At 71.3% G+C, this 21,243-nt stretch carries 21 protein-coding genes and 1 riboswitch; of the genes, 5 read left to right on the plus strand and 16 right to left on the minus strand.

What is annotated here, in order from left to right; genetic code table 11:
- Positions 1-11 precede the first annotated feature (11 nt).
- Both RR49_RS07435 and RR49_RS07440 read right to left on the minus strand, forming a co-directional pair.
- The gene (locus RR49_RS07435) at positions 12-734 is read right to left on the minus strand and encodes an SDR family NAD(P)-dependent oxidoreductase (RefSeq protein WP_045247450.1); all 723 of its coding nucleotides are present in this window, start codon (positions 732-734) and stop codon (positions 12-14) included.
- Entirely contained in the window at positions 731-1,441 is a 711-nt protein-coding gene (locus RR49_RS07440; protein WP_045247451.1) for an SDR family NAD(P)-dependent oxidoreductase, read from the minus strand. Before RR49_RS07440 ends, RR49_RS07435 begins: the two co-directional genes overlap by 4 nt.
- A gap of 112 nt (positions 1,442-1,553) precedes the next feature.
- Here RR49_RS07440 and RR49_RS07445 point away from each other — a divergent pair, with 112 nt between their 5' ends.
- On the plus strand, positions 1,554-2,492 hold the full coding sequence (locus RR49_RS07445) for a LysR family transcriptional regulator (RefSeq protein WP_045247452.1): 939 nt from the start codon (positions 1,554-1,556) through the stop codon (positions 2,490-2,492).
- 63 nt (positions 2,493-2,555) lie between these two features.
- Here RR49_RS07445 and rlmN read toward each other — a convergent pair whose 3' ends face one another.
- Entirely contained in the window at positions 2,556-3,797 is a 1,242-nt protein-coding gene (gene rlmN, locus RR49_RS07450) for a dual-specificity RNA methyltransferase RlmN (protein WP_045247453.1), read from the minus strand.
- A gap of 50 nt (positions 3,798-3,847) precedes the next feature.
- On the opposite strand from rlmN, the gene RR49_RS07455 reads away from it, so the two are divergent.
- Together RR49_RS07455 and RR49_RS07460 are read left to right on the plus strand one after the other, a co-directional pair.
- On the plus strand, positions 3,848-4,483 hold the full coding sequence (locus tag RR49_RS07455; RefSeq protein ID WP_045247454.1) for a LysE family translocator: 636 nt from the start codon (positions 3,848-3,850) through the stop codon (positions 4,481-4,483).
- 42 nt (positions 4,484-4,525) lie between these two features.
- Positions 4,526-5,362: a Cof-type HAD-IIB family hydrolase gene (locus RR49_RS07460; protein ID WP_045247455.1), complete on the plus strand. Its 837-nt coding sequence runs from the start codon at positions 4,526-4,528 to the stop codon at positions 5,360-5,362.
- A gap of 66 nt (positions 5,363-5,428) precedes the next feature.
- On the opposite strand, the gene RR49_RS07465 is transcribed toward RR49_RS07460, so the two are convergent.
- The 6 genes from RR49_RS07465 to RR49_RS07490 form a co-directional block, all read right to left on the minus strand.
- Positions 5,429-6,268, minus strand: coding sequence for an SDR family oxidoreductase (locus RR49_RS07465; RefSeq protein WP_045247456.1), 840 nt, complete (start codon positions 6,266-6,268; stop codon positions 5,429-5,431).
- A gap of 26 nt (positions 6,269-6,294) precedes the next feature.
- The gene (locus tag RR49_RS07470) at positions 6,295-7,065 is read right to left on the minus strand and encodes an enoyl-CoA hydratase/isomerase family protein (RefSeq protein ID WP_045247457.1); all 771 of its coding nucleotides are present in this window, start codon (positions 7,063-7,065) and stop codon (positions 6,295-6,297) included.
- Positions 7,062-7,823 carry an SDR family NAD(P)-dependent oxidoreductase gene (locus RR49_RS07475; protein ID WP_045247458.1) on the minus strand — a complete coding sequence of 254 codons (762 nt, stop codon included), beginning with the start codon at positions 7,821-7,823 and terminating at the stop codon, positions 7,062-7,064. The genes RR49_RS07470 and RR49_RS07475 overlap by 4 nt, the downstream gene beginning before the upstream one ends.
- A gap of 166 nt (positions 7,824-7,989) precedes the next feature.
- Positions 7,990-9,501, minus strand: a complete 1,512-nt coding sequence (glpK, locus tag RR49_RS07480) for a glycerol kinase GlpK (RefSeq protein WP_045247459.1) — start codon at positions 9,499-9,501, stop codon at positions 7,990-7,992.
- A 41-nt stretch (positions 9,502-9,542) separates the two neighbouring features.
- Positions 9,543-10,298 (minus strand): MIP/aquaporin family protein, encoded by a 756-nt coding sequence (locus RR49_RS07485; RefSeq protein ID WP_045247460.1) that lies wholly within the window; start codon positions 10,296-10,298, stop codon positions 9,543-9,545.
- A 118-nt stretch (positions 10,299-10,416) separates the two neighbouring features.
- Positions 10,417-12,138 (minus strand): glycerol-3-phosphate dehydrogenase/oxidase, encoded by a 1,722-nt coding sequence (locus RR49_RS07490; RefSeq protein WP_425411860.1) that lies wholly within the window; start codon positions 12,136-12,138, stop codon positions 10,417-10,419.
- A gap of 128 nt (positions 12,139-12,266) precedes the next feature.
- Between RR49_RS07490 and RR49_RS07495 the strand changes: the two genes are divergently transcribed.
- The gene (locus RR49_RS07495; RefSeq protein WP_048809066.1) at positions 12,267-13,241 is read left to right on the plus strand and encodes a sugar-binding transcriptional regulator; all 975 of its coding nucleotides are present in this window, start codon (positions 12,267-12,269) and stop codon (positions 13,239-13,241) included.
- Between the two features lie 4 nt (positions 13,242-13,245).
- Here the strand turns inward: RR49_RS07495 and RR49_RS07500 are convergent, their stop codons facing one another.
- The 3 genes from RR49_RS07500 to RR49_RS07510 all read right to left on the minus strand — a co-directional run bounded on the left by RR49_RS07500 (position 13,246) and on the right by RR49_RS07510 (position 16,141).
- Positions 13,246-14,031: an energy-coupling factor transporter transmembrane component T family protein gene (locus tag RR49_RS07500; protein ID WP_045247463.1), complete on the minus strand. Its 786-nt coding sequence runs from the start codon at positions 14,029-14,031 to the stop codon at positions 13,246-13,248.
- Positions 14,028-15,524 carry an ABC transporter ATP-binding protein gene (locus tag RR49_RS07505; protein ID WP_048809067.1) on the minus strand — a complete coding sequence of 499 codons (1,497 nt, stop codon included), beginning with the start codon at positions 15,522-15,524 and terminating at the stop codon, positions 14,028-14,030. The genes RR49_RS07500 and RR49_RS07505 overlap by 4 nt, the downstream gene beginning before the upstream one ends.
- Positions 15,521-16,141 (minus strand): ECF transporter S component, encoded by a 621-nt coding sequence (locus tag RR49_RS07510; protein ID WP_045247464.1) that lies wholly within the window; start codon positions 16,139-16,141, stop codon positions 15,521-15,523. The genes RR49_RS07505 and RR49_RS07510 overlap by 4 nt, the downstream gene beginning before the upstream one ends.
- A riboswitch (TPP riboswitch) is annotated at positions 16,136-16,245 on the minus strand. (Overlaps the previous gene by 6 nt.)
- A 36-nt stretch (positions 16,246-16,281) precedes the next feature.
- Between RR49_RS07510 and RR49_RS07515 the strand changes: the two genes are divergently transcribed.
- Positions 16,282-17,832: a hypothetical protein gene (locus RR49_RS07515; protein WP_052672024.1), complete on the plus strand. Its 1,551-nt coding sequence runs from the start codon at positions 16,282-16,284 to the stop codon at positions 17,830-17,832.
- Positions 17,833-17,844: 12 nt separating this feature from the next.
- Here RR49_RS07515 and RR49_RS07520 read toward each other — a convergent pair whose 3' ends face one another.
- From RR49_RS07520 to RR49_RS07535, 4 genes are read right to left on the minus strand one after another with little or no spacing between them, the layout of a single operon-like run.
- Positions 17,845-18,780 (minus strand): J domain-containing protein, encoded by a 936-nt coding sequence (locus tag RR49_RS07520; protein ID WP_045247465.1) that lies wholly within the window; start codon positions 18,778-18,780, stop codon positions 17,845-17,847.
- Positions 18,777-19,289 (minus strand): hypothetical protein, encoded by a 513-nt coding sequence (locus tag RR49_RS07525; protein WP_045247466.1) that lies wholly within the window; start codon positions 19,287-19,289, stop codon positions 18,777-18,779. The genes RR49_RS07520 and RR49_RS07525 overlap by 4 nt, the downstream gene beginning before the upstream one ends.
- Positions 19,286-20,104, minus strand: a complete 819-nt coding sequence (locus tag RR49_RS07530; RefSeq protein ID WP_045247467.1) for an LssY C-terminal domain-containing protein — start codon at positions 20,102-20,104, stop codon at positions 19,286-19,288. Before RR49_RS07530 ends, RR49_RS07525 begins: the two co-directional genes overlap by 4 nt.
- A complete protein-coding gene (locus RR49_RS07535; RefSeq protein ID WP_048809069.1) occupies positions 20,101-21,168 on the minus strand; it encodes an enoyl-CoA hydratase/isomerase family protein in 1,068 nt (355 codons plus the stop codon). Before RR49_RS07535 ends, RR49_RS07530 begins: the two co-directional genes overlap by 4 nt.
- Between the last annotated feature and the right edge of the window lie 75 nt (positions 21,169-21,243).

Consider the following 21,243-nt stretch of genomic DNA (forward strand, 5'->3'; position numbering starts at 1 on the left):
CTTCCAGGGGGTCAGTGGGCGGTGAGTCCGCCGTCGATGGCGTAGACCGCACCGGTCACGAACGAGGCGTCGTCCGAGAGCAGGTAGTCCACGAGGGGGGAGATCTCCTCCGGGCGCGCGCGACGGCCGAGCGGGGTCGCGTCGCTCGTGCCGCCGGCAGGTTCGTCGTCGTTCATCGCGGTGGCGACGCCGCCGGGGCAGATGACGTTGACGCGCACCTCGGGGGCGAGCTCGATCGCGGTGGCCCGAGTGAGTCCGATGAGCGCGGACTTCGTGGTCGCGTAGCCGGCGTAGCCCGCCGAGCCGACGAGCGCGGCCGTCGACGACACATTGACGATCGCGCCGCGGGACTCGCGCAGCAGCGGCGCGAACGCGCGCGTGCCGAGCAGGGGGCCGAGCACGTTGACCCGCTGCTGCAGATCCCAGTCGGCGACGGTGACGTCGGCGAGCGCCGCGTACCGCAGCACGCCCGCGTTGTTGACGAGACCGACGACGGATGCCGCGGCCCCCAGCTCGTCTGCGAGTTGCTGCCAGGACGTCTCGCTGGTGACATCCAGATGGCGGTACTCGGCGTCGAGGCCGTCGGCGCGCAGCTCGGCGGCGGCCGCCTCGCCGGCCTCATCGAGCACGTCGGCGAGGATGACCCGCACCCCGCGCCGCGCAAGGCGGGCCGCGTGGGCGGCGCCCTGGCCGCGCGCGGCGCCGGTGATCACGACCGTCCCGGCGGAGCTCATCGGATCACGTCTCCACCCGAGAGCACCACGGTCTCGCCGGTCATGAACGCGACCGATGCCGGGTCGACGAGGATGCGCACCCACGCGGAGATCTCCTCCGGGCGGGCGACGCGACCCAGCGGGATCGACGCGGCCGCGGCATCCATTCGTCCGGTTGCGGCGTTGCCGGGGGTGGCCACCCAGCCGGGGGCGATGCCGTTGACCCGAATGCCGGCGCCGGCGAGCTCGAGGGCGAGCGACTTGGTGAGCATCGTGACGGCCGCCTTCGAGGCCCCGTACAGCAGCTGGCCGCGGGAGACCTCGTAGGCATCGACCGAGGCGAAGTTCACGATCGCCGAGCCGTCACCGAGGTAGGGCCGAGCGGCGGCGATCACGTTGAGCACACCGAGCACGTTGATGTCGAAGATGCGACGGTAGGTCGCCTCATCGTAGGTGTCGAGGGTCGTGGGCGGGTAGATGCCGGCGATGTTCGCGATCGCGTCGATGCGGGAGCCGGGGGCGAGGGCTGCGGCGAGCGCCGCCTCGAGGGCGTCGCGGTCGCGCACATCGGCGACGAGTGGCACGAGCGCATCGGCGGGTCCGGTTGCAGGCGCGGTGATGTCGACAGCGAGCACGTGCCATCCGTCGGCGAGGAACGCCTCCACGGTGGTCAGCCCCATCCCGCTCGAGGAGCCGGTGATGAGGATGGTGCGGGGCGAGGCGGACATCGGCGGGGGACCTTTCGTCGGGGGTGTGAAGACAGTGCACCAGCAGACGAAAGACAGGGCAAGCCTGACTATCTTTTGATAGATATAGGCAGAGCCTTGAGAAGGAGATCCCATGGGACTGCCCACCGTGCGCCAGCTGGAGTACTTCGTGACCGCCGCGCGCCTCGGCACGTTCGCGGCCGCGGCCGCCGCGCATCACGTCGCACAGCCGAGCCTGTCTGAGCAGATCACCGTGCTCGAAAAGTCGCTTGACCTGGCCCTCTTCACCCGAACCTCACGTCGCCTGCTGCTCACCGACGCCGGCAAACAACTGCTGCCTCTCGCCGAACGCGCGGTCGCGAACGTGACCGAGGTCGCCGACATGAGCCGCCGGGTGAAATCGGTCGACCAGGGCACCGTGTCCTTCGGCACCTTCAACAGCGCACATCTCTATCTGCTGACCGACCTCATCAGGGAGTTCCGCACCCGGTTCCCCGGCGTGCGAATCCGAGTGACCGGTCTCAATTCCGCCGAGGTCGCCGACGCCGTCCGCGACGGCCACCTCGAAGCGGGGCTCGTGCAGCTGCCGATCGACGACCGCGAGCTGACCGTCACCCCGAGCGTCTTCGTCGACCAGGCCGTGTACGTCACCGTCGACCCCGACAACGCCCGCGGGCCGATCGACATCACGACGCTCGCCCAGCGCCGCCTCATCCTCTCTGAAGCACGGTGGTCGAACGACGATCCGCTGCGCGTCTCTCTGCTCGAGCGGGCGCAGAGCGCTGGCGTGACGGTCGAGCCGATCGTCGAGGTCGAGTTCCAGACGCACGCGCTCGAGCTCGCCGCCCAGGGCGTCGGCGACTCGCTGGTGTCGTTCCACGTCGGCCGATCGATGATCGCTCGGCGCGGGATGTTCTGGGCGCCACTCGACCCGCCCGTGGTCGAGCACTACGCGTTCGTGACGCGCCGGTCGGGGGCGATCTCGCCCGCGACCCGGGAGTTCATGCGGCTCGCGCAGCGCATCCTCGCCCGCGTCGAGCAGACGGCGCCATCGGTCGACCCACCCGCCTGAGCGGTGCCCCGGCACGGACATGCCGCCCGAGACGCGGCCTCCTCGCGCGCGGCGACGAGCGCGTCAGGCGACAGGCGCGCCCGCTGCGGCGGCCTCGTCCTCGGCGGTCGCGACAAGCTGCCCGCAGGCGCCGTCGATCTCCTTGCCTCGGGTGTCGCGCAGGGTCGTCGGCACCCCGGCGTCGTTGAGGCGGCGCACGAACTCGTCCTGCACGTCGCGCTCCGACGAGGTCCACACCGAACCGGGGGTGGGATTCAGCGGGATCGGGTTGACGTGCACCCAGCCGCGCCCGCGCTGGTTGAGCTTCTCCGCCAGCAGGTCCGCCCGCCACGCGTGGTCGTTCATGTCCTTGATGAGGGCGTACTCGATCGACACCCGCCGACCGGTCTTCTCGTAGTAGGCGTAGGCGGCGTCGAGCGCCTCGTCGACCTTCCACCGCGAGTTCACCGGGATGAGCTCGTCGCGCAGGTGGTCGTCGGGCGCGTGCAGCGACAGCGCGAACGTGACCGGGATGTTCTCGTCGGCGAGCTTGCGGATCGCGGGGACGAGACCCACCGTCGAGACGGTGATGCCGCGGGCGCTCATACCGAGACCGTGGTCCTTGTCGACCATCACCCGCACGGCCTGCATGAGGCGCGCGTAGTTGGCGAGCGGCTCCCCCATGCCCATGAACACGATGTTCGTCACGCGCTCATCGGGGTGGGCGGCCGTGCCGAAGCCGCCGTCCCGGATGAGCCGGTTCGCCCGCACGACCTGCTCGATAATCTCGGCGGCCGACATGTTGCGGGTGAGGCCCGCCTGCCCGGTCGCGCAGAACGGGCAGTTCATGCCGCACCCGGCCTGACTCGACACGCACAGGGTGATGCGGCCCGGATACCGCATCAGCACCGACTCGACGAGCGCACCGTCGTGCAGCTTCCACAGGAACTTGATCGTGTCGCCGCGGTCGGTCTCGAGGCGTCGCACCTCGGTCAGCAGGGGCGGGAGGAGTCCGGCGACGAGCTCGTCGCGGCCGGTCGCCGGCAGGTCGGTCATCGCCGCGGCATCCGAGGTGTAATGCCCGAAGTAGTGCTTCTCGAGCTGCTTCGCCCGGAACCCCGGAAGACCCAGCTCCACCGCCTTCACGACGCGCTCGGCCGGGGTGAGGTCGGCGAGGTGCACCGGCGGCTTGCCCCGCTTGGGGCTGGCGAACTGCAGCAGGGGGCGACCGGTGGCATCCTTCTTCTGCTGCCAGCCCTCGGTGCGCGGCCGCACCTGGCGCACGCCCGACGTCGCGGCGGGCTCGTTTGCGGCTGCGGGGGTCATGGTTCCAGGGTAGGGCGTCGGGCGGATGCCGCGGCCATTACGCTGTGCGGGTGGTTCCCGCCGACAGCCTCGTGGCGTTCGTCATCGCGGCGGCCGTCATCATCGTGGTGCCGGGCCCCGGGGTGCTGTTCATCATCGGACGCTCGCTCGCGCTCGGTCGCGTCGGCGGCCTCGTGAGCGTGCTCGGCGGCGCGCTCGGCCAGGTTCCTCTCGTCGTCCTCGTCGCGTTCGGCGTGGGAACGATCGTGGCCTCGTCGCCGCCGCTGTTCCTCGCGGTGCGCATCGCGGGCTCCGCCTACCTCGTCTACCTCGGCGTGCAGGCGATCCGTCATCGGCGGCGGCAGGCGTCGACGGATGCCGCGACCCTCCCGCCCGCGTCGCGGTGGCGGCAGCTCGGCGAGGGCTTCGTCGTCGGCGTCACGAACCCCAAGACCATCGCCTTCTTCGTCGCCGTACTGCCGCAGTTCGTCGCGCCGGCGGCGGGATCGGTGCAGCTGCAGCTGCTCGAGCTCGGTCTCGTGTTCGTCGCGATGGCGGTGCTCTCGGATGCCGTCTGGGCGCTGGTGGCCGCCGGGGCGCGCGCCTGGTTCGGACGCTCGCCCCGCCGCATCCAGACGTTGACGGCGACCGGCGGCGCCATCATCATCGTGCTCGGCGTCGCCCTGCTGTTCGTCGGAGGCCACTGACCGCGCCCGTAGGCTGGGAGCACGACCCCCTGGAGCCCCACAGTGACCGCATCGCGCCTCGTCTTCCTCGACATCGACGGGACCATCCTCGATCACGACCAGCGGTTCTCGCCGCGCGTGGCGGAGGCCGTGCACACGGCCCGCGGAAACGGCCACGTCGTGCTCATCTGCTCGGGCCGTTCGCCGGTCGAGATCTCGCATCGCATCCACGCGATCGGCTTCGACGGGGTCATCTCCGCCGGCGGCGGGTTCACCGAGTTCCAGGGCGAGCTGGTGGCCTCCCACACCCTCCCCGAGGACGCCGTGCAGCAGCTCATCGAGTTCTACTCGCGGCACGAGGTCGAGTTCACGCTGCAGGCGTTCGAGAACGTGTACCCGAGCGCGGGGCTGTTCGACCGCATTCGCCCGATCCTGCACGCGCGGGCGGGCGGCGACACCGAGGCCGAGCGCGCCGACCTCGCCCGTCTTGCCGACCGCTTCTCCCGCAGCGGCGCCGCACCCCTCACCGGCATCGCGAAGTCGACGTTCTTCGGCGTCGAGGCGACGACCTACGCGACCGTGCGCGACGGACTCGGTGACCGCTTCCACGTGATCACCGGCACCGTGCCCTACCTCGGCGAGGCCGGCGGCGAGGTCACCTACCCCGGCATCGACAAGGGCGCGAGCATCGTCGAGCTCGCCGAGCGCCTCGGTGTGCCGCTCGAGCGCACGATCGCGATCGGCGACGGGTCGAACGACATCGAGATGCTGGGTGTCGCCGGCGTCGGCATCGCGATGGGCAACGCGGATGCCGCGGTCAAAGCCGCCGCCGATGAGATCACCGCGAGCGTCGACGACGGCGGCGTGTACGCCGCGTTCGCCCGCCACGGGCTCGTCTGAGTTCGACGGTCAGGCGGCATCCGATCGCCGGCGGCCGCCCCGCGCAGGGACGACCGTCGGCGGCGATCAGTCGAGGAAGATGTCGGGGAACAGGTCGCTGTCGGGGGTTCCGGGTACCGCAGCGTAGGCCGAGAAGTCGGTGATGCCGGCGTCCTCGAGCACGTCCTCGACGATGAGGGTCTGCCCGGTGTACTCGCGCGACGGCTGCAGCAGCACCTCGTAGGCGGCGTCGGCGTAGATCTCCGGGGTGCGGCTGACCTTCATCATGCGGTCACCGCCGAGCGCGAACTGCACCGCGGCGGTCGCGATCGTCGTGCGGGGCCACAGCGTGTTCGCCGCGATGCCCGACGAGGCGAACTCCGCGGCGAGCCCGAGGGTGACCATCGTCATCCCGTACTTCGCGAGCGTGTACCCGGTGTGCGCGCCGAGCCACTTCGACGAGAGGTTCAGCGGCGGCGACAGCGACAGGATGTGCGGGTTCGGCGCGTCCTTGAGCACGGGAAGCGCGGCCCGCGACAGCAGGAACGTGCCGCGCACGTTCACCCCCTGCATCAGGTCGTACTTCTTGGTCGCGAGGTCGAGCGAGCCCGACAGGTCGATCACGCTCGCATTGTTGACGACGATGTCGATGCCGCCGAACTCACCCTGGGTCTTCAGCACCGCCTCGGTGATGTCGTCCTCGTTGCGCACGTCGCCGACGATCGGCAGGGCGCGTCCGCCCGCCGCCTCGATCGCGGCGGCCGCAGTGTGCACAGTGCCCGCGAGCTTCGGGTGCGGGGTGTCGGTCTTCGCGATCAGCGCGATGTTCGCGCCGTCGCGCGCCGCGCGCAGGGCGATCGCCAGGCCGATGCCGCGGCTTCCGCCGGACATCAGGATGGTCTTGCCGGCAAGGGATGCCTCGGTCATGTCTCTCCTCGTCGAGTGATGGGGCGTCAGCGCCGGGTTGCCGCCGCGGCGAACGCGGCGATGCGCGCCTGCGCCTCGGGGGTGTCGAAGGCGGCGCCGATCGACGCGGCCTCGTCGGCGACGGCATCGGCGAACGGCCGCCGCGTGCCCGCACGCACGAGACGCTTGGCCTGGCCATACGCGCCGGCGGCTCCCGCGATCCACTCGCGGGCCACCTCGACCGCGCGCGCCTGCACGCGGTCGGGCTCGACGACTTCGGCGACGAGCCCCCAGTCGAGGGCTTCCTCGGCGGGCAGCAGCCGCTCCTGCAGCACGAGCTGCAGCGCGCGACGCTCCCCCACGGCGCGGGCGAGCTGCGCCGTGACCGACAGATCGGGGGTGAGGCCCATGCTGGCGTAGCGGCTGCCGATCTTCGAGTTCTGTCCGACGATCGCGTAGTCGCTGGCGAGCAGGATGCCGAGCCCGCCGCCCGCCGTCGTGCCGTGCGCCGCGGCGACCACGGGCACGCTCGACTCGGTGAGCGAGAGGATGCCGCGCGAGATCACGTGCGCGAGTTCCTCGAGCGCGCGGGCCGAGCCGATGCCCGAGGCCATGGCGAGCACGTCTCCGCCCGCGCAGAAGGCGGGGCCGGCGGCATCCACCACGATCGCCTTCACATCGGGGCGCGCCGTCGCGTCGGCGGTCGCGTCGGCCCAGGCGTAGGCGAGCGCGTCGTCGAACGCGTTGAGCCGCTCGGGGCGGTTGAGGGTGAGCCGGGCGAGGCCGTCCTCGACGGAATAGAGCAGCGGGTCGCTCATCGCGGCGCCATCCGGATCGCCCCGTCGAGACGGATCGTCTCGCCGTTGAGGTAGCCGTTGCGCACGATCTCGGCGACGAGCGACGCGTACTCCGCGGGCTTGCCGAGGCGCTGCGGATAGGGCACTTGCTGACCGAGGGAGTCCTGCGCGGGCTGCGGGAGACCCGCGAGCATCGGCGTCTCCATGATGCCGGGAGCGATCGTCGTCACCCGGATGGCGTAGCGAGCGAGCTCGCGCGAGATCGGCAGGGTCATGGCGTGCACGCCGCCCTTCGACGCCGAGTACGCGGGCTGGCCGATCTGGCCGTCGAACGCCGCGACGCTCGCGGTGTTGACGATCACGCCGCGGTCGCCCGAGGCGGTCGGCTCGCTCACCGCGATCGCGGCCGAGGCCTGCGCGATGACGTTGTAGGTGCCGATGAGGTTCACGCGGACGATGCGCTCGAACGCCGCCAGCGGGCTCGGCGTGCCGTCGCGCTCGAGCACCTTCGCGGGCGGGGCGATGCCCGCGCAGTTGACGACGACCCGCAGCGGACCGGCCGCGACGGCGAGCTGCACGGCGGCCGCGACCGCTTCCGGGTCGGTGACGTCGGCGGGGGCGAACGACCCGCCGAGCTCCGCGGCGCGCTCCGCACCGGGAGACGACGGCAGGTCGACGATGGTGACGGTGGCGCCGAGCTCGGTCAGGCGCTGCGCGGTGGCGAAGCCCAGTCCGCTCGCGCCGCCGGTGACGAGCGCGCTCGCTCCGGTGATGTCCATGTGTTCTCCTTCGAACCGCCTGGGCGAGGGCCCGCGGCATCCGTCGTCAGCCTAGTCGCGGAATCGAGTCTCGACCAGCGTGGGACTCAGTATCACGCTGGATGCCGCGGCAACGACGAGGGCGCGGGCGGCCGAAGCCGCCCGCGCCCCGCGGTGACGTGTGCGCTCAGCGCACGTCGGCGTCGACCCAGTCCATCGACTTGGTGACGGCCTTCTTCCACAGACGCAGCTGACGGTCGCGTTCGTCGGCGTCGAGCTTCGGCTCCCAGCGTCGGTCCTCCTGCCAGTTGGCACGCAGGTCGTCGAGGTTCGACCAGAAGCCGACCGCGAGACCGGCCGCGTAGGCGGCACCGAGCGCGGTGGTCTCGGCCACGACCGGGCGCACCACCGGCACACCGAGGATGTCGGCCTGGAACTGCATGAGCGTGTTGTTCGCGATCATGCCGCCGTCGACCTTCAGCTCGGTCAGGTCCACACCGGAGTCGGCGTTGACCGCGTCGAGCACCTCGCGGGTCTGGAAGGCCGTGGCCTCCAGCGCCGCGCGGGCGATGTGACCCTTGTTGACATAGCGGGTCAGACCCACCAGCGCACCGCGGGCGTCCGGACGCCAGTACGGCGCGAACAGACCCGAGAACGCCGGCACGAAGTAGACGCCGCCGTTGTCCTCGACCGACTTCGCCAGCTCCTCCACCTCGGGAGCGCTGGAGATGAGGCCCAGGTTGTCGCGCAGCCACTGGATGAGCGACCCGGTGACGGCGATCGATCCCTCGAGCGCGTAGTGCGCGGGCTGGTCGCCGAGCTTGTAGCCGAGGGTCGTGAGCAGGCCGTTCTTCGAGTGGACGATCTCCTCGCCCGTCTGGAAGATGAGGAAGTTGCCCGTGCCGTAGGTGTTCTTGCTCTCACCCGGATCGAACGCCGCCTGGCCGAAGGTCGCGGCCTGCTGGTCGCCGAGGATGCCCGAGACCGGGGTCTCGCGCAGCAGCGACGAGTCCTCGACCGTGCCGTACACCTCGGAGGACGAACGGATCTCCGGCAGCATCGACAGCGGCACGCCGAAGTCGGCGAGGATGTCCTCGCGCCACGACAGCGTCTTCAGGTCCATGAACAGCGTGCGGCTGGCGTTGGTGACGTCGGTCGCGTGCACGCCGCCGTCGGGGCCGCCGGTGATGTTCCAGAGCACCCAGGTGTCGGTCGTGCCGAAGAGGAGGTCGCCCGCCTCGGCGCGCTCGCGGGCACCTTCGACGTTGTCGAGGATCCACTTGATCTTCGTGCCCGAGAAGTAGGTCGCCAGCGGCAGGCCGACGATCTCCTTGTAGCGCTCGGTGTCGCCCTTTGCCAGCTCGTCGACGATCGACTGCGTGCGGGTGTCCTGCCACACGATCGCGTTGTAGACGGGCTCGCCGGTGTTCTTGTCCCACACGACGGCGGTCTCGCGCTGGTTGGTGATGCCGACGGCGGCGATGTCGTGACGGGTCAGGTCGGCCTTCGCGAGCGCGATGCCGATGACCTCCTGCACGTTCTGCCAGATCTCGACGGGGTTGTGCTCGACCCATCCCGCCTTGGGGAAGATCTGCTCGTGCTCCTTCTGACCGGTGGCGATGATGCTGCCGGCCTTGTCGAAGATGATCGCGCGCGAGGAGGTGGTCCCCTGGTCGATCGCGATGACGTAGGTGCTCATAGTGGTGTGACTTCCTTGTCTGTGTCGAAGGATGGGATCGATCAGTGGCCGAGGTGCAGGAGCACGGGGGCCGCGAAGGCGGCGATGGCACCACCGATGAGCGGTCCGACGACCGGGACCCACGAGTAGGCCCAGTCGCTCGAGCCCTTGCCCTTGATCGGCAGCAGCGCGTGCGCGATGCGGGGGCCGAGGTCACGGGCGGGGTTGATGGCGTATCCGGTCGGGCCGCCGAGCGAGGCGCCGATGCCGACCACGAGGAGGGCGACCGGAACGGCCGTCAGCGGGCCGAGGCCACCGGGGACACCGATCTGGATGTCGCCGTAGTCGGCGAAGGCGAAGATCACGAAGACCAGCACGAAGGTGGCGATGATCTCGGTGACCAGGTTCCAGAAGTACGAGCGGATCGCGGGGCCGGTCGAGAAGACTCCGAGCTTCGCCGCCGGGTCGGGCTCGGCATCGAAGTGGTCGCGGTAGGCGAGCCAGGTGAGCACCGCACCGATGAACGCACCGAGGAACTGGCCGCCGACGGCGGTGCCGAACTCTGCACCGTCGATCTTGCCGGCGATGAGCAGACCGAACGAGACGGCCGGGTTCAGCTGCGCACCGGAGTACGCCGAGGCGAGCACACCCGCGAACACCGCGAGGCCCCAGCCCCAGTTGATCATGAGCGTGCCGCCACCGAAGCCCTTGTTCTTCGCCAGGATGACGTTGGCGACGACACCGCAACCGAGCAGGATGAGCATCCCCGTGCCCACCACCTCGGAGAGGAAGTACAACCCCAGGTTGACTGATGACATGTCGACGTTGACCTTTCGTTTTCTCCGGTACGACGCCTCTGCCTCGACGGCGCCGGCCCGGCTCTATGAGTGACCTGAGTGATGTGTCCGCCGGTGTCAGGTCGCACCGGAGCTGGTGTCAGGCGGCGTGGAAGGCGACGCCTGATCGGGTGACGTCGATGCGGTGGGCCTCGGAGAGCGTGCGCACGGTCTCGGCGACCTGCGACTGCACCTCCTCGTCGCTCCAGTGCATCGACTCCTGGATGCTGCGGCCGATCTCGTCGAGCGCGGCGAGGGTGAGACCCCCGACGAACGCGATCGAGGTGCGGCGCAGCAGCAGATCGAGAAGGCTGACCACGTCTTCGGATGCCGCGAGGTGCGCGAGCTCGGAAGCGGTGTAGCCGGGAACCTGACCCAGGTCGGCCTCGCCGACCGGAAGTGCAGCGAGCAGCGGCGCGGCCTTGGTGCCGTAGCGCTCGAGCATGCGGTCGACGAAGGCCGCGTCGTGCCCTGCCGCGTGGTCGATGATCCACGAGCGACGCTCTCCGTCGGAGCGGGGATAGCCCTTGCCGCCGCCGATCTGCAGGGTGGCGGTGGAGGCGGTGCGCGTGACGCCGAGGATGGTGGTGACATCCGTGCTCACGTGCTCGGAGAGCGCACGGAAGGTCGTCCACTTGCCGCCGACGAGGCTGAGCACCGGGGTGCCGCCCAGGGCGCCCTTCTCGATGCGGTAGTCACGGGAGACGAAGCCGGGGGCGAGGTCGTCGTGACGCGGGAGCGGGCGGATGCCGGAGAACGTGTAGACGATCTGCGAGCGGTCGACCGCGATGCCGGGGAAGACGTGACCGACGAGGTCGAAGAAGTAGTCCACCTCGTCGTCGGTGCACACCACGGGCTTGCTCGGGTCTGCGTTGATGTCGGTGGTGCCGACCATCACGCGATCCTTGAGCGGGTAGATCAGCACGATGCGGCCGTCGGAGTGCTCGAAGAAGATCTCGTTGCCCCGCGTGGCCGCGAGCAGCTCGGGGTTGTCGAGCACGATGTGCGAGCCCTTCGTCCCTCCCATGAAGCGGGTCGGGGTGCCGAGGGCGTCGTTGGTGAGGTCGGTCCAGGGGCCGCTCGTGTTGACGATGACCTTGGCGGTGAAGGAGAAGCGCTCGCCCGAGACGGTGTCGCGCAGCACGACCGACGAGCCGTCGGAGGCGGCGGCTTCGAGATAGTTCGCCGCCCGTGCACGGTCGCCGCCGACCTCACGGCCGTCCTGCAGCACGTCGTACGCCAGACGCTCGGGGTCGTGCATCGAGGCGTCGTAGTAGGTCGCGGTGTAGGCGACGTCGGGGTTCATGTCGGGGAACTCGCGCAGCGACGACGCGCGGCGGGCGAAGCGGTGACGTGGAACCGTCCCGCCGTCGCGGGAGAAGGTGTCGTAGATCATGAGCCCGACCTTGATCAGCAGGGCGCCGCGCTCGCTGGGCTTGCCGGTGCCGTGCGTGACGAGCAGACGGAAGGGGGCGGAGAGGATGCCCGCGAAGGTGCGGAAGATCGGGATGGTGGTCTGCAGCGGCCGCACGTAGTGGGGAGCGGTCTTCAGCAGGCGGTTGCGCTCGGTGACGGCCTCCTTCACGAGGCGGAACTCGCCGTTCTCGAGGTAACGCACGCCACCGTGCACCATGTGGCTCGAGGCGGACGAGGCACCCGAGACGAAGTCGCCACGCTCGACGAGCGCGACATCCACGCCCTGCAGGGCCAGGTCGCGGAACGTGGCGAGACCGTTGATCCCGCCACCGATGATGAGCACGTCTGCCGTCGGGCGCTCGCGAAGGGCGGCGACGGACGAACGTAGGGGGGTCGGCTCTGACACGCTCACGGTGAAACTCCTCATTGACAGACACCCTCAGAGTGGACCCGTTCGCACGTTCGTGCAACCAAAGTGCAAGAATGTGCATCCCGGGGAATCGACTGCACATTCGTGCGAAGAGGATGGTCGCAATGTCAGAGGATGCGAACGCCACGCGCTCGCGCGACGCCCTGCGGGCCGCACAGCTCTATTACCTGCAGGACCGCAACATGGACGCGATCGCGAACGAGATGAAGATCTCGCGCTCCTCCATCTCGCGCCTGCTCGCGTACGCGCGCGAGAGCGGACTCGTCGAGATCACCGTGCACTCCCCACAGGAGGCGGCGAGCCACCTGACCCAGCGGCTCGGCGAGCGCTATGGCGTCACCGTGCACGTCGTGCCCACCCGGCCACGGGTGACCGAGGCCGAGCGGCTCGAACGCACCGCGATGTCGGCGGCGCGGATCCTCGCGATGATGGCCGACTCGAATATGGTCATCGGCGCCGCCTGGGGCGCCACCCTCTCAGCCATCGCCCGCAACCTGCCGCGCAAGGCGCTGCACAACAGCCACGTCGTGCAGATGAACGGGGCGGCGAACGTCGAGACATCCGGCATCGGCTACGCCGGGGAGATCCTGGACCGCTTCGGGCGCGCGTTCGATGCGCGGGTGCACTACTTCCCCGTTCCCGCCCTCTTCGACGACCCCATGACCAAGCAGGCGATGTGGCGGGAGCGCTCGGTGCGCTCCGTGCTCGACGTGCAGGCGCGGGTCGGGCTGTTCGTGTTCGGCCTCGGCTCCCCCAAGGCCGACGTCCCCTCCCACGTCTACGCCGGCGGCTACTTCACCGCCGACGACATGCACACCCTCGCGCGCTACGACGTGGTGGGCGACTGCGCGACGGTGTTCTACCGCGGCGACGGCACCCCCGACGGCATCCCTCTGAACGGTCGCTCGAGCGGCCCCGACTTCGAAGCCGTCAAGCGCATCCCGCATCGCCTGTGCGTCGTGTCGAGCGAGTCGAAGCTCGATGCACTGCGCGGCGCACTGCGCGCCGGGATCATCACCGATCTCGTCGTGGAGGAGACCGTCGCGCGGCGGCTCTCGGCGACCGTCGACGCCCCCTGACGGCTCAGAGGGTCAGCACGAACCGCCACGATCCGGTGGCGAGGGCGATGCCGACGGATACCGCGGCCACCGCGAGCCCCAGCAGCACCAGCACCGCGTCGCCCGCCGTCAGCCGCGACGTGCGCGCCCACGTGCGGGTGACGGGCGCGTCGAAGCCGCGCGCCTCCATCGCGGTCGCGAGATCGGAACCCCGCCGGATCGCCAGCACGAACACCGCGAAGGCCTGACCGAGGAAGCGGCGCACCCGCCCGTTGTCGGCGATCCCTCTCGCGCGACGTGCACGGGCGAGCTCGTTCCAGTCGTCGATGAGCAGGCCCACGAGCCGCATGCCCGCGAGCGCGCCGATGACGAACCGGGCCGGAAGATTCGCGAGCTTGGCGAGCGCGTCGGCGAGATCGGTGGGGTCGGTGGTCGCGAACAGCACGACACTCGGCACCGCGATCGCGAGCACGCGCAGTGCGATGGCGGCCGCCAGCAGCAGCGACCCGTCGGAGACGTGCACGAGTCCCCACTGCAGGTAGGTCTCGCCGCCGGCGCGACCGTACAGCACCGTGGCGGCCGCGGCGATCAGGGCCGACACCACGATCGGCCACAGCCGCAGCCACAGGCCGCGCGCCGACAGCCGGGCGAACGGCAGCAGCACGAGCACGGCGGCGAGCGCCACCGCGGCCGACACCGGATCGATCGACAGCAGCAGCGGCACCCCGACGACGGTCGCGGCGACGAGCTTCGCGAGGGCGTTGCGACGGCCGAGCACCCCGGTGCGCTCGTCGAGGGTGGCGAGGCTCATCCGACACCTCCGGGGGCGGATGCCGCGGCCCCGAGCGCCACCACATCGTCGGCGAGCTGCGCGACGAGGGCCTCGTCGTGGGTGACGGTGACGATCGCGGTGCCCGCGGCACGCAGGTCGCCGAGCAGCCGCACGAGCTGCTCCCAGGTGCGGGCGTCCTGCCCGAAGGTCGGCTCGTCGAGGACGAGCACGCGGGGGCGGGTCGCGAGGGCGGCGGCGACCGTGAGCCGCCGCTTCTCGCCACCGGAGAGGGTGAACGGGTTCACGGCGGCGAGACGCGACATCCCCATCTCCTCCAGCAGCGGGTCCACGCGGGCGGCGACCTCTGCCGGGGGCAGCCGCAGGGCGCGCGGGCCGATCTGGAGCTCACCGCGCACGGTGCGGGCGGCGAGCTGGTGGTCGGGGCTCTGGAAGACGGTGCCGATGCGGGTGAGCAGCTCCCGCGAGCGCCAACGCAGCGGATCGGGGCCGATCGTCGCCCGGCCCGCGGCGCGCAGCTCGTCGGAGGCCACCACGGCACCGGCCGCGGGGGCGAGCAGCCCCGCGACGGTCAGCGCCAGCGTCGACTTGCCGACGCCGTTCGGGCCCGTCACGGCCAGCACGCGTCCGGCCCGGGCGGCGAGCGCGATGCCCGACGCCGCCACGACCGCCTCGCGCGCCCCGAACGGGCGCCGACCCACGGCGAGGCCGTGCGTCGACAGCAGCGCGGGGGACGCGGCATCCGCCGCCGCGGTCAGCGCCGGATGGGGATGCCGCCCGGGAACCCACACCCCGGCCTCGGCGAGCACGTCGCCATGGGTGCGGAACACCGTGTCGGGCGCGCCGTCGGCGAGCACGCCACCGCCGGCCGCCAGCACGACGACCCGGTCGACGTGCGCCGCCCACACGTCGACGCGATGCTCGACGACGACCAGGGTCGCCCCCGTCGCGGCGACCGCGGCGATCACCGCGTCGCGCACCTCGACGACGCCGGCGGGATCGAGGTTCGCGGTCGGCTCGTCGAGGAGCAGCAACCCCGGGCGCATCGCGAGCGCCCCCGCCAGCGCGAGACGCTGCTTCTGGCCACCCGAGAGAGCGGATGTCGCGTGCTCGAGCCCCACGCGCAGCCCGACCGCGTCGAGCGCGTCGCCGACGCGCGGCCAGATCTCGTCGGCAGCGACCCCCAGGTTCTCGCAGCCGAACGCGACGTCGTCGCCCACCCGGGCGAGCACGACCTGACTGTCGGGGTCCTGCAGCACGAGACCGGCGACGCCGCGGGCGCGTGATGCCGGCCGGTCGCCGACGGTCAGTTCGCCGCGCTCCTCGCCGTCCTCGTCGCCGCCGAGGACACCCGCGAGGCCGCGCAGCAGCGTGCTCTTGCCGGCGCCGCTCGCGCCCAGCAGCAGCACCCGTTCGCCGGGGGCGATGTCGAGGTCGAGCCCGTCGACGGCGAACCGTCCGCGTCCGGAGTGGCGCCAGCCCCACCCCCGGGCGCGGACGGCCGCAGCGCTCACGCGTCGGAGGCGGTGCCGCGCACCTCGCGTCCGGCGGCGAACCGGTCGAGGGCACCGGTCGCGGCGAGGCCGCGCACGATCAGCCACGACACGAGTCCGGCGAGCACGATGCCCGAGATCACCGCCGAGACGGCGTAGATCGTTCGGGGGCCCAGGTCGTAGGCGGCGACCGACGAGAACGTCGTGTCCATGAACGCGACCGCGACTCCCGCGAGCGCGCCGGAGAAGAGGGCGACCGGCAGGTTCCAGCGGCGGTAGCGCACGATCGCGAACGCGAGCTCCGCTCCGATGCCCTGCACGATGCCCCAGATCAGGACGGTGTAGCCCCACTGGGTGCCGACCGCCATCGAGACGACGGCGGCGACGACCTCGGCATAGAGCGCGGCGCCGGGCTTGCGGATCACGAGACCGCCCAGCACGCCGGCGAACAGCCAGCCGCCGGCGAGAAGTCCCTCGAGACCCGGCAGGAACGCCAGTGCGGTGCTCAGCGGGGTCCACGCCTGTCCCCAGGCCCAGAAGACGACGCCCGCCGCGACGCCGATGACGCTGGCCACGACGATGTCGACGACCCGCCAACGCAGACGCACACCGGTGGCGGATGCAATGGTGGAATGCACGAAATACTCCCTTCCTGCGCTGGCATGACCCAGATCAGGTTCGACGGTCGAAGCGCGATCCGCTTCCTCTCAGCCCGGCACACCGGACTCCCGTGGTTGACATCGCGAGTATAGCCACGCGGACGCGCTATTTTCGTGGGATGACCTCGACTCCGCCGCCCGGTTCTCGGCGCGCTCGACGCCAGCAGGGCTCCACCGGCGAGATCGAGGTCGCGACCGCCGAGACCGGCGACATCCCGATCCTTCTCGACGGGCCGCTCGCCCCCGAGGCCACCGCGCTGCCCACCGTCCCGCGCGACGGGCTCGCCGTTCCCAGCATCGTGCCGGTCATCGTCGAGGAACCGCACATCGAGGCGCTCACCTGGGTCTCGCCGGCGCAGGTGGCTGCACGTACCCGCGGGCGAGAGCTCACCATCGGCTCCGCGCCGGTCACCGAGGCGCCCGTGGGTGACGTCGACCTCATCGCGGCACCCCGGCGACGCCGCCGCCGGCCGAAGATCGCCGTCATCGCGCCGATCGTGACGGCCGTGGCCGCCGTGGCGGCGTATGTGATCGCCGCGCTCGTCTGGCCCCTCAGCGCGATCCCCCCGACCGTCACTCCGGCGACGCTCACGGGGGCGGCGGCCCCGGCCGCGGCGGTCCCGTGGCCCGCGGTCGGCGCCGGAGCGGTGGGCGTGCAGGGCATCGGCTCCGGGCTCGCGTCGACCTCGACCCCGCAGGAGATCGCGAGCATCTCGAAGGTCGTCACCTCGCTCATGATCCTGGAGAAGAGCCCGGTCTCCAGCTCCGACCAGGGCCCCTCCTACACGTTCACGTCAGCCGACCGCCGCACGTATCAGTCGTACCTCGCGAGCGGCGAGTCGGCGCTCGCGGTGCCGGTGGGGAGCTCTCTCACCCAGTACCAGCTCCTGCAGGGCATCCTCATCGGGTCGGCCGGCAACTACGTCGCCAAGCTCGCCTCGCAGTACTGGCCGTCGAACGACGCGTTCGCGACCGCCGCCACGGCGTTCCTCACCGCGCACAGCATCTCCGGCATCACGCTGAAGGAGCCCACCGGCATCAACCCGGCGAACACGGCGACCCCGAGCGCGCTGATCCAGCTCGGCGAGCTGGCGATGGCCAACCCGACCATCGCGGACATCGTGCGCCAGACGTCGGTCACGCTGCCGGGCGCCGGCGTGGTCGAGAACACGAACGACCTCCTCGCCGACGCCGGGGTGGTGGGTATCAAGACCGGCTCGTTGAGCGCGTACAGCCTGCTGGTCGCGAAGGACGTCACGATCGACGGGGTGACGGTGCGCCTGTACGCCGCGGCCCTCGAGCAGACCTCCCACGCGAATCGGGATGCCGCGGCCCGCGCCCTGCTCACAGAGCTCCAGGCCGACGTGGTCGCCTCCCCCGCGCTGACGTCCGGCACGACCGTCGCAACGGTCACCACCGTGTGGGGCGCCACGACCTCGCTCGTCACGTCCGGCGATCTGGCGGTGCTCGGCTGGAACGGCTCGATCCCGTCGGTCGCGGCGCAGTTCGACCTCGGTGCGGCGCGCGATGCCGGTGACACCGTGGGAACGGTGACGGCGAACGGACCGCTGAACACCTCGACGGCGAAAGTCACGCTCAGCGCGCCCCTCGTCGACCCGTCGCCCTGGTGGCGACTCACGCACCCCCTGCAGCTGCTCGGCGCCCGCTGAGCCGGCGCGCCGTCAGACGAACTCGACGCGCTGCTGCAGGCGCGAGCGCACGTCGAACACCTCGGTGCCGCCGATCGGACGGGCACCGGTCACCCCCCGGCGCAGCACCGTCGCGAGCGCGCTGCGGGTCGTGACCACCACGAGCAGTCCGCGCACCTTGCCGAGCTCGGTGATCGCCTGCGCGACCTGATCGTCGGGGACGACCACGATCGCGCCGGTGAAGCGCACCCCCGCCTGCCGCGCGACCGTGCGGATGCGGCCTATCAGCTCGGTGATGGGAGCACCCGCGATGTGCGCCCCGACGATCTCCCCGCGCCGCAGCCCGATCGGGTCGCCGAAGTCCTCGGAGAGCAGCCCATACAGCCCGCTCGGACCCAGCACGATGTGGTCGAGCTTCGCGTCGGGGTCGACGCCGCGCTTGTCGGCGGCCACGTCGTGCCACACGGTGTAGCCCATGCCGAGGTCGGCGACGATGCGTGCGGTGGCCTCCTCGGCGAGCGCGTCGGCCAGCAGGTGCCGGATGTCGCGGGGCGCCGCCCGCACGAGGTCGGCGGCGTAGGGGTCGGCGATCTCCGCCCCGCGCCCGACCCACTCCCGGATGAGCGTGAGGTACCGCTCCCGTCGCCACCCGCCCGGCTGGCCGAACGCTCGGGCGCGGGGACGCGTGTCGGGGCGCGTCTGCGTGGAACGCGAAGCGGTGGCATCCGTCTCATCGTCGGAGGAGAACGAGCGGCCGCGGTCGAAGACGGCGCGCGCCTCGGGGGTGCCGATCAGCTCCCAGGCGCGCTGCACCCGGATGAACACGGCGGCGTCGCCGCCGGTGTCGGGATGGGTCTCGCGCATCCGGGCGCGGTAGGCGCGCCGCAGCTCGTCGTCGGTGGCGGATGCCGCAACGCCGAGCACCTCGTAGGGGGACGCCCCCAGGGGGCCGGCGAAGGGATCGGTCATCGGCGCTCCGTCCGGCGGGCGTAGGCGGCCGCCGCGCGGGACGACAGGGCGAGCAGGACGAGGATGTCGAGGGCGAGCGTCGTGAGCGAGCCGTCGAGGGTCAGCTGCTGTCCCTGGGCCCACCACGACACGAACGCGGACACGATGGAGATCGTTGAGACGATGAGCACGAGCACCCGCGCCCAGTTGCGCCCGAGATAGATGAACAGGGCGAGCACGAGGTCGACGACGACGAAGAAGCCGCCGCTGACGAGAGCGACCGTCAGAAGCACGCCGCTCTCGGCGGCGAGGCTGCCCGCATCCGACGCGCCTTCGAGGGTGGCGAGCACCTCGGGCCAGTCGAGCACGAGCGACGCGAGCACCACGATGCCGCCGATGGCGCGCAGCAGCACGAGCAGGGCGCCGGCGACCGTCGCGCCGGGCCGCGGCATCCCGGGGTCGTACGGCGTCGGCTGCGCGAGGCGGGCGGGGGCCTCGAAGGCGGCGCGCTTGTGGGGCGTCTCGCTCATGCCGCCACTCGCGTGACGTCGATGATCGGCAGGTTCCCGTCGGTGCGGATGGTGTCGCCGCCGCCGTTGCGTGAGTGGTAGCCCGTCGAGAAGTCGGCGAGCACATCGACGCGGATCTCGGGATGCGACCGGGTGAGGGTGGCGACGATGTGATCGCGTTCGATGTCGGTGTCGGCGTCGATCCGGTGGGTGATCTGCAGTGTGAACAGCGAGAGCCCGACGGAGGTGTCGAAGGTGCCCGCGGCGAGCCAGTCGACCCGCGCACCGCCGGGCAGCAGCCAGCCGTCGGGGCAGCGCCAGAACCGCACGTGGTGACGCTGGGCGGGGTTGCCGTCGACCTCCTGCTGGTAGGCGAAGTCCTGCTGGCGACCGAAGAGGAACAGGGGACTGACCGGCGCCTCACCGTAGCTGCGTCGCTTGAGGGTCGACGCGACGATGCGCCACGAGGAGCGAAGCGTCACCGGGTCGGCCTTCGTCCACCCGGCCGCGGTCAGCGCTCGTTCGATCGCGTCGCCGTCCCCGCGCAGCGCGAGGTTGACCGGGTCTCCGAGCAGGCCGTCGCTCGTGCGGGTGCGTCCGATGAAGTAGTCGGGCACGTAGATCGTGGTGAGGATGCGGTGCAGCCGCGGCAGCACGAGGTAGGCCAGCAGCGCCCAGAACACGATGCCGCCGGCGATGCCCCACCAGCCGAGTCGCAGCGACTCCTCGGCGCTCAGCACGGCGAGCCACACGGCCGCGACCCCCGCGAAGACGAAGAAGAACCAGTCGAACGCGATGCCGATCGAGTAGGCGCGACGGTGCGGGCGCGTACTCATGACCAGAGCGGCACGGCCGGTTCGTACGAGAATGCGGCGGCGATCGTGTCGGGCGTGACGCCGTCGTGGGTGGCGGGGTTCCAGTGCGGATCGCGGTCCTTGTCGACCAGCTGGGCACGGATGCCCTCGACCATGTCGGGCTGGGTGTGTGCGAACCAGAGCACGAGGCGGTACTCCTGCTCGAGCACGGCGCGCAGCGTCGGCAGCTCCCGCGCCCGGCGCACCGCCTCGAGCGTGACGGCGAGAGCAGTGGGCGCCGCGTGGGTGAGCCGGTCGGCGAGGGCGGATGCCTCGGGCTCTCCGACGGCGCGCAGCTTCGCGATGATGCCGGGCACCGTGTCGGCGTCGAAGGTCGCGTCGATCCAGGGCTGCTTCGCGGCGAGCTCGGATGCCTCGGGCGTCTCGTCGAACAGCAGCACGAGCTCGGCGGGTCCGGAGGGGTCTGCCCGCGTGACGAGGGCGTCGCGGATCGCGTCGAGGTGCGCGGAGGGGACGAAGTGGTCGGCGAAGCCCGCGTGGATCGCATCGGAGGCGCTCATCGTGTCGCCGGTGAGGGCGAGGTATTCGCCGAGCCGGCCGGGTGCGCGGGACAGCAGGTAGCTGCCGCCGACGTCGGGGGTGAATCCGATGCGGGTCTCGGGCATCGCGAGCCGGGATCGCTCGGTGACGATGCGCACGGCGGCGTGGCCGGCGAGACCGATGCCGCCGCCCATGGTGATGCCGTCGGCGAAGGCGACGATGGGGGCGGGGTATTCGTCGATCGCGGCGTTGAGGGCGTACTCCTCCCGGAAGAACACCCCCACCTCGTCGGCCCTGCCCGCGACGATCGAGGCGTAGAGGGCGCGAACGTCGCCGCCCGCGCAGAGGCCGCGATCACCGGCGCCGTCGAGCAGCACGGTGTCGATGTCGGCGTCACCCCGCCAGGCGTCGAGCGCCGCCCGGAGGGCACGGATCATGGGCACGTCGAGCGCGTTGATCGCCGCAGGGCGGTCGAGGGTGAGGCGGCCGAGCGAGTGCTCGGTGCGCACCACGACGCCGGCATCGGTGGGGTGCACGTCGGTCACGGGGCAACGTTACCGCCCGATGACGGCGCAAATCCCGGGTCGATCGGCGGTTGTCCGCCAAGATGGAACCACCAC

The sequence above is a fragment of the Microbacterium ginsengisoli genome, assembly GCF_000956535.1.
Taxonomy (GTDB): domain Bacteria; phylum Actinomycetota; class Actinomycetes; order Actinomycetales; family Microbacteriaceae; genus Microbacterium; species Microbacterium ginsengisoli.

Bases quoted from the DNA above. Each gene is read 5' to 3' on its own strand.
- RR49_RS07435 (WP_045247450.1), bottom strand. From the start codon at position 734: ATGAGCTCCGCCGGGACGGTCGTGATCACCGGCGCCGCGCGCGGCCAG.
- RR49_RS07440 (WP_045247451.1), bottom strand. From the start codon at position 1,441: ATGTCCGCCTCGCCCCGCACCATCCTCATCACCGGCTCCTCGAGCGGG.
- RR49_RS07445 (WP_045247452.1), top strand. From the start codon at position 1,554: ATGGGACTGCCCACCGTGCGCCAGCTGGAGTACTTCGTGACCGCCGCG.
- rlmN (WP_045247453.1), bottom strand. From the start codon at position 3,797: ATGACCCCCGCAGCCGCAAACGAGCCCGCCGCGACGTCGGGCGTGCGC.
- RR49_RS07465 (WP_045247456.1), bottom strand. From the start codon at position 6,268: ATGACCGAGGCATCCCTTGCCGGCAAGACCATCCTGATGTCCGGCGGA.
- RR49_RS07470 (WP_045247457.1), bottom strand. From the start codon at position 7,065: ATGAGCGACCCGCTGCTCTATTCCGTCGAGGACGGCCTCGCCCGGCTC.
- RR49_RS07475 (WP_045247458.1), bottom strand. From the start codon at position 7,823: ATGGACATCACCGGAGCGAGCGCGCTCGTCACCGGCGGCGCGAGCGGA.
- glpK (WP_045247459.1), bottom strand. From the start codon at position 9,501: ATGAGCACCTACGTCATCGCGATCGACCAGGGGACCACCTCCTCGCGC.
- RR49_RS07485 (WP_045247460.1), bottom strand. From the start codon at position 10,298: ATGTCATCAGTCAACCTGGGGTTGTACTTCCTCTCCGAGGTGGTGGGC.
- RR49_RS07495 (WP_048809066.1), top strand. From the start codon at position 12,267: ATGTCAGAGGATGCGAACGCCACGCGCTCGCGCGACGCCCTGCGGGCC.
- RR49_RS07500 (WP_045247463.1), bottom strand. From the start codon at position 14,031: ATGAGCCTCGCCACCCTCGACGAGCGCACCGGGGTGCTCGGCCGTCGC.
- RR49_RS07515 (WP_052672024.1), top strand. From the start codon at position 16,282: ATGACCTCGACTCCGCCGCCCGGTTCTCGGCGCGCTCGACGCCAGCAG.
- RR49_RS07520 (WP_045247465.1), bottom strand. From the start codon at position 18,780: ATGACCGATCCCTTCGCCGGCCCCCTGGGGGCGTCCCCCTACGAGGTG.
- RR49_RS07525 (WP_045247466.1), bottom strand. From the start codon at position 19,289: ATGAGCGAGACGCCCCACAAGCGCGCCGCCTTCGAGGCCCCCGCCCGC.
- RR49_RS07530 (WP_045247467.1), bottom strand. From the start codon at position 20,104: ATGAGTACGCGCCCGCACCGTCGCGCCTACTCGATCGGCATCGCGTTC.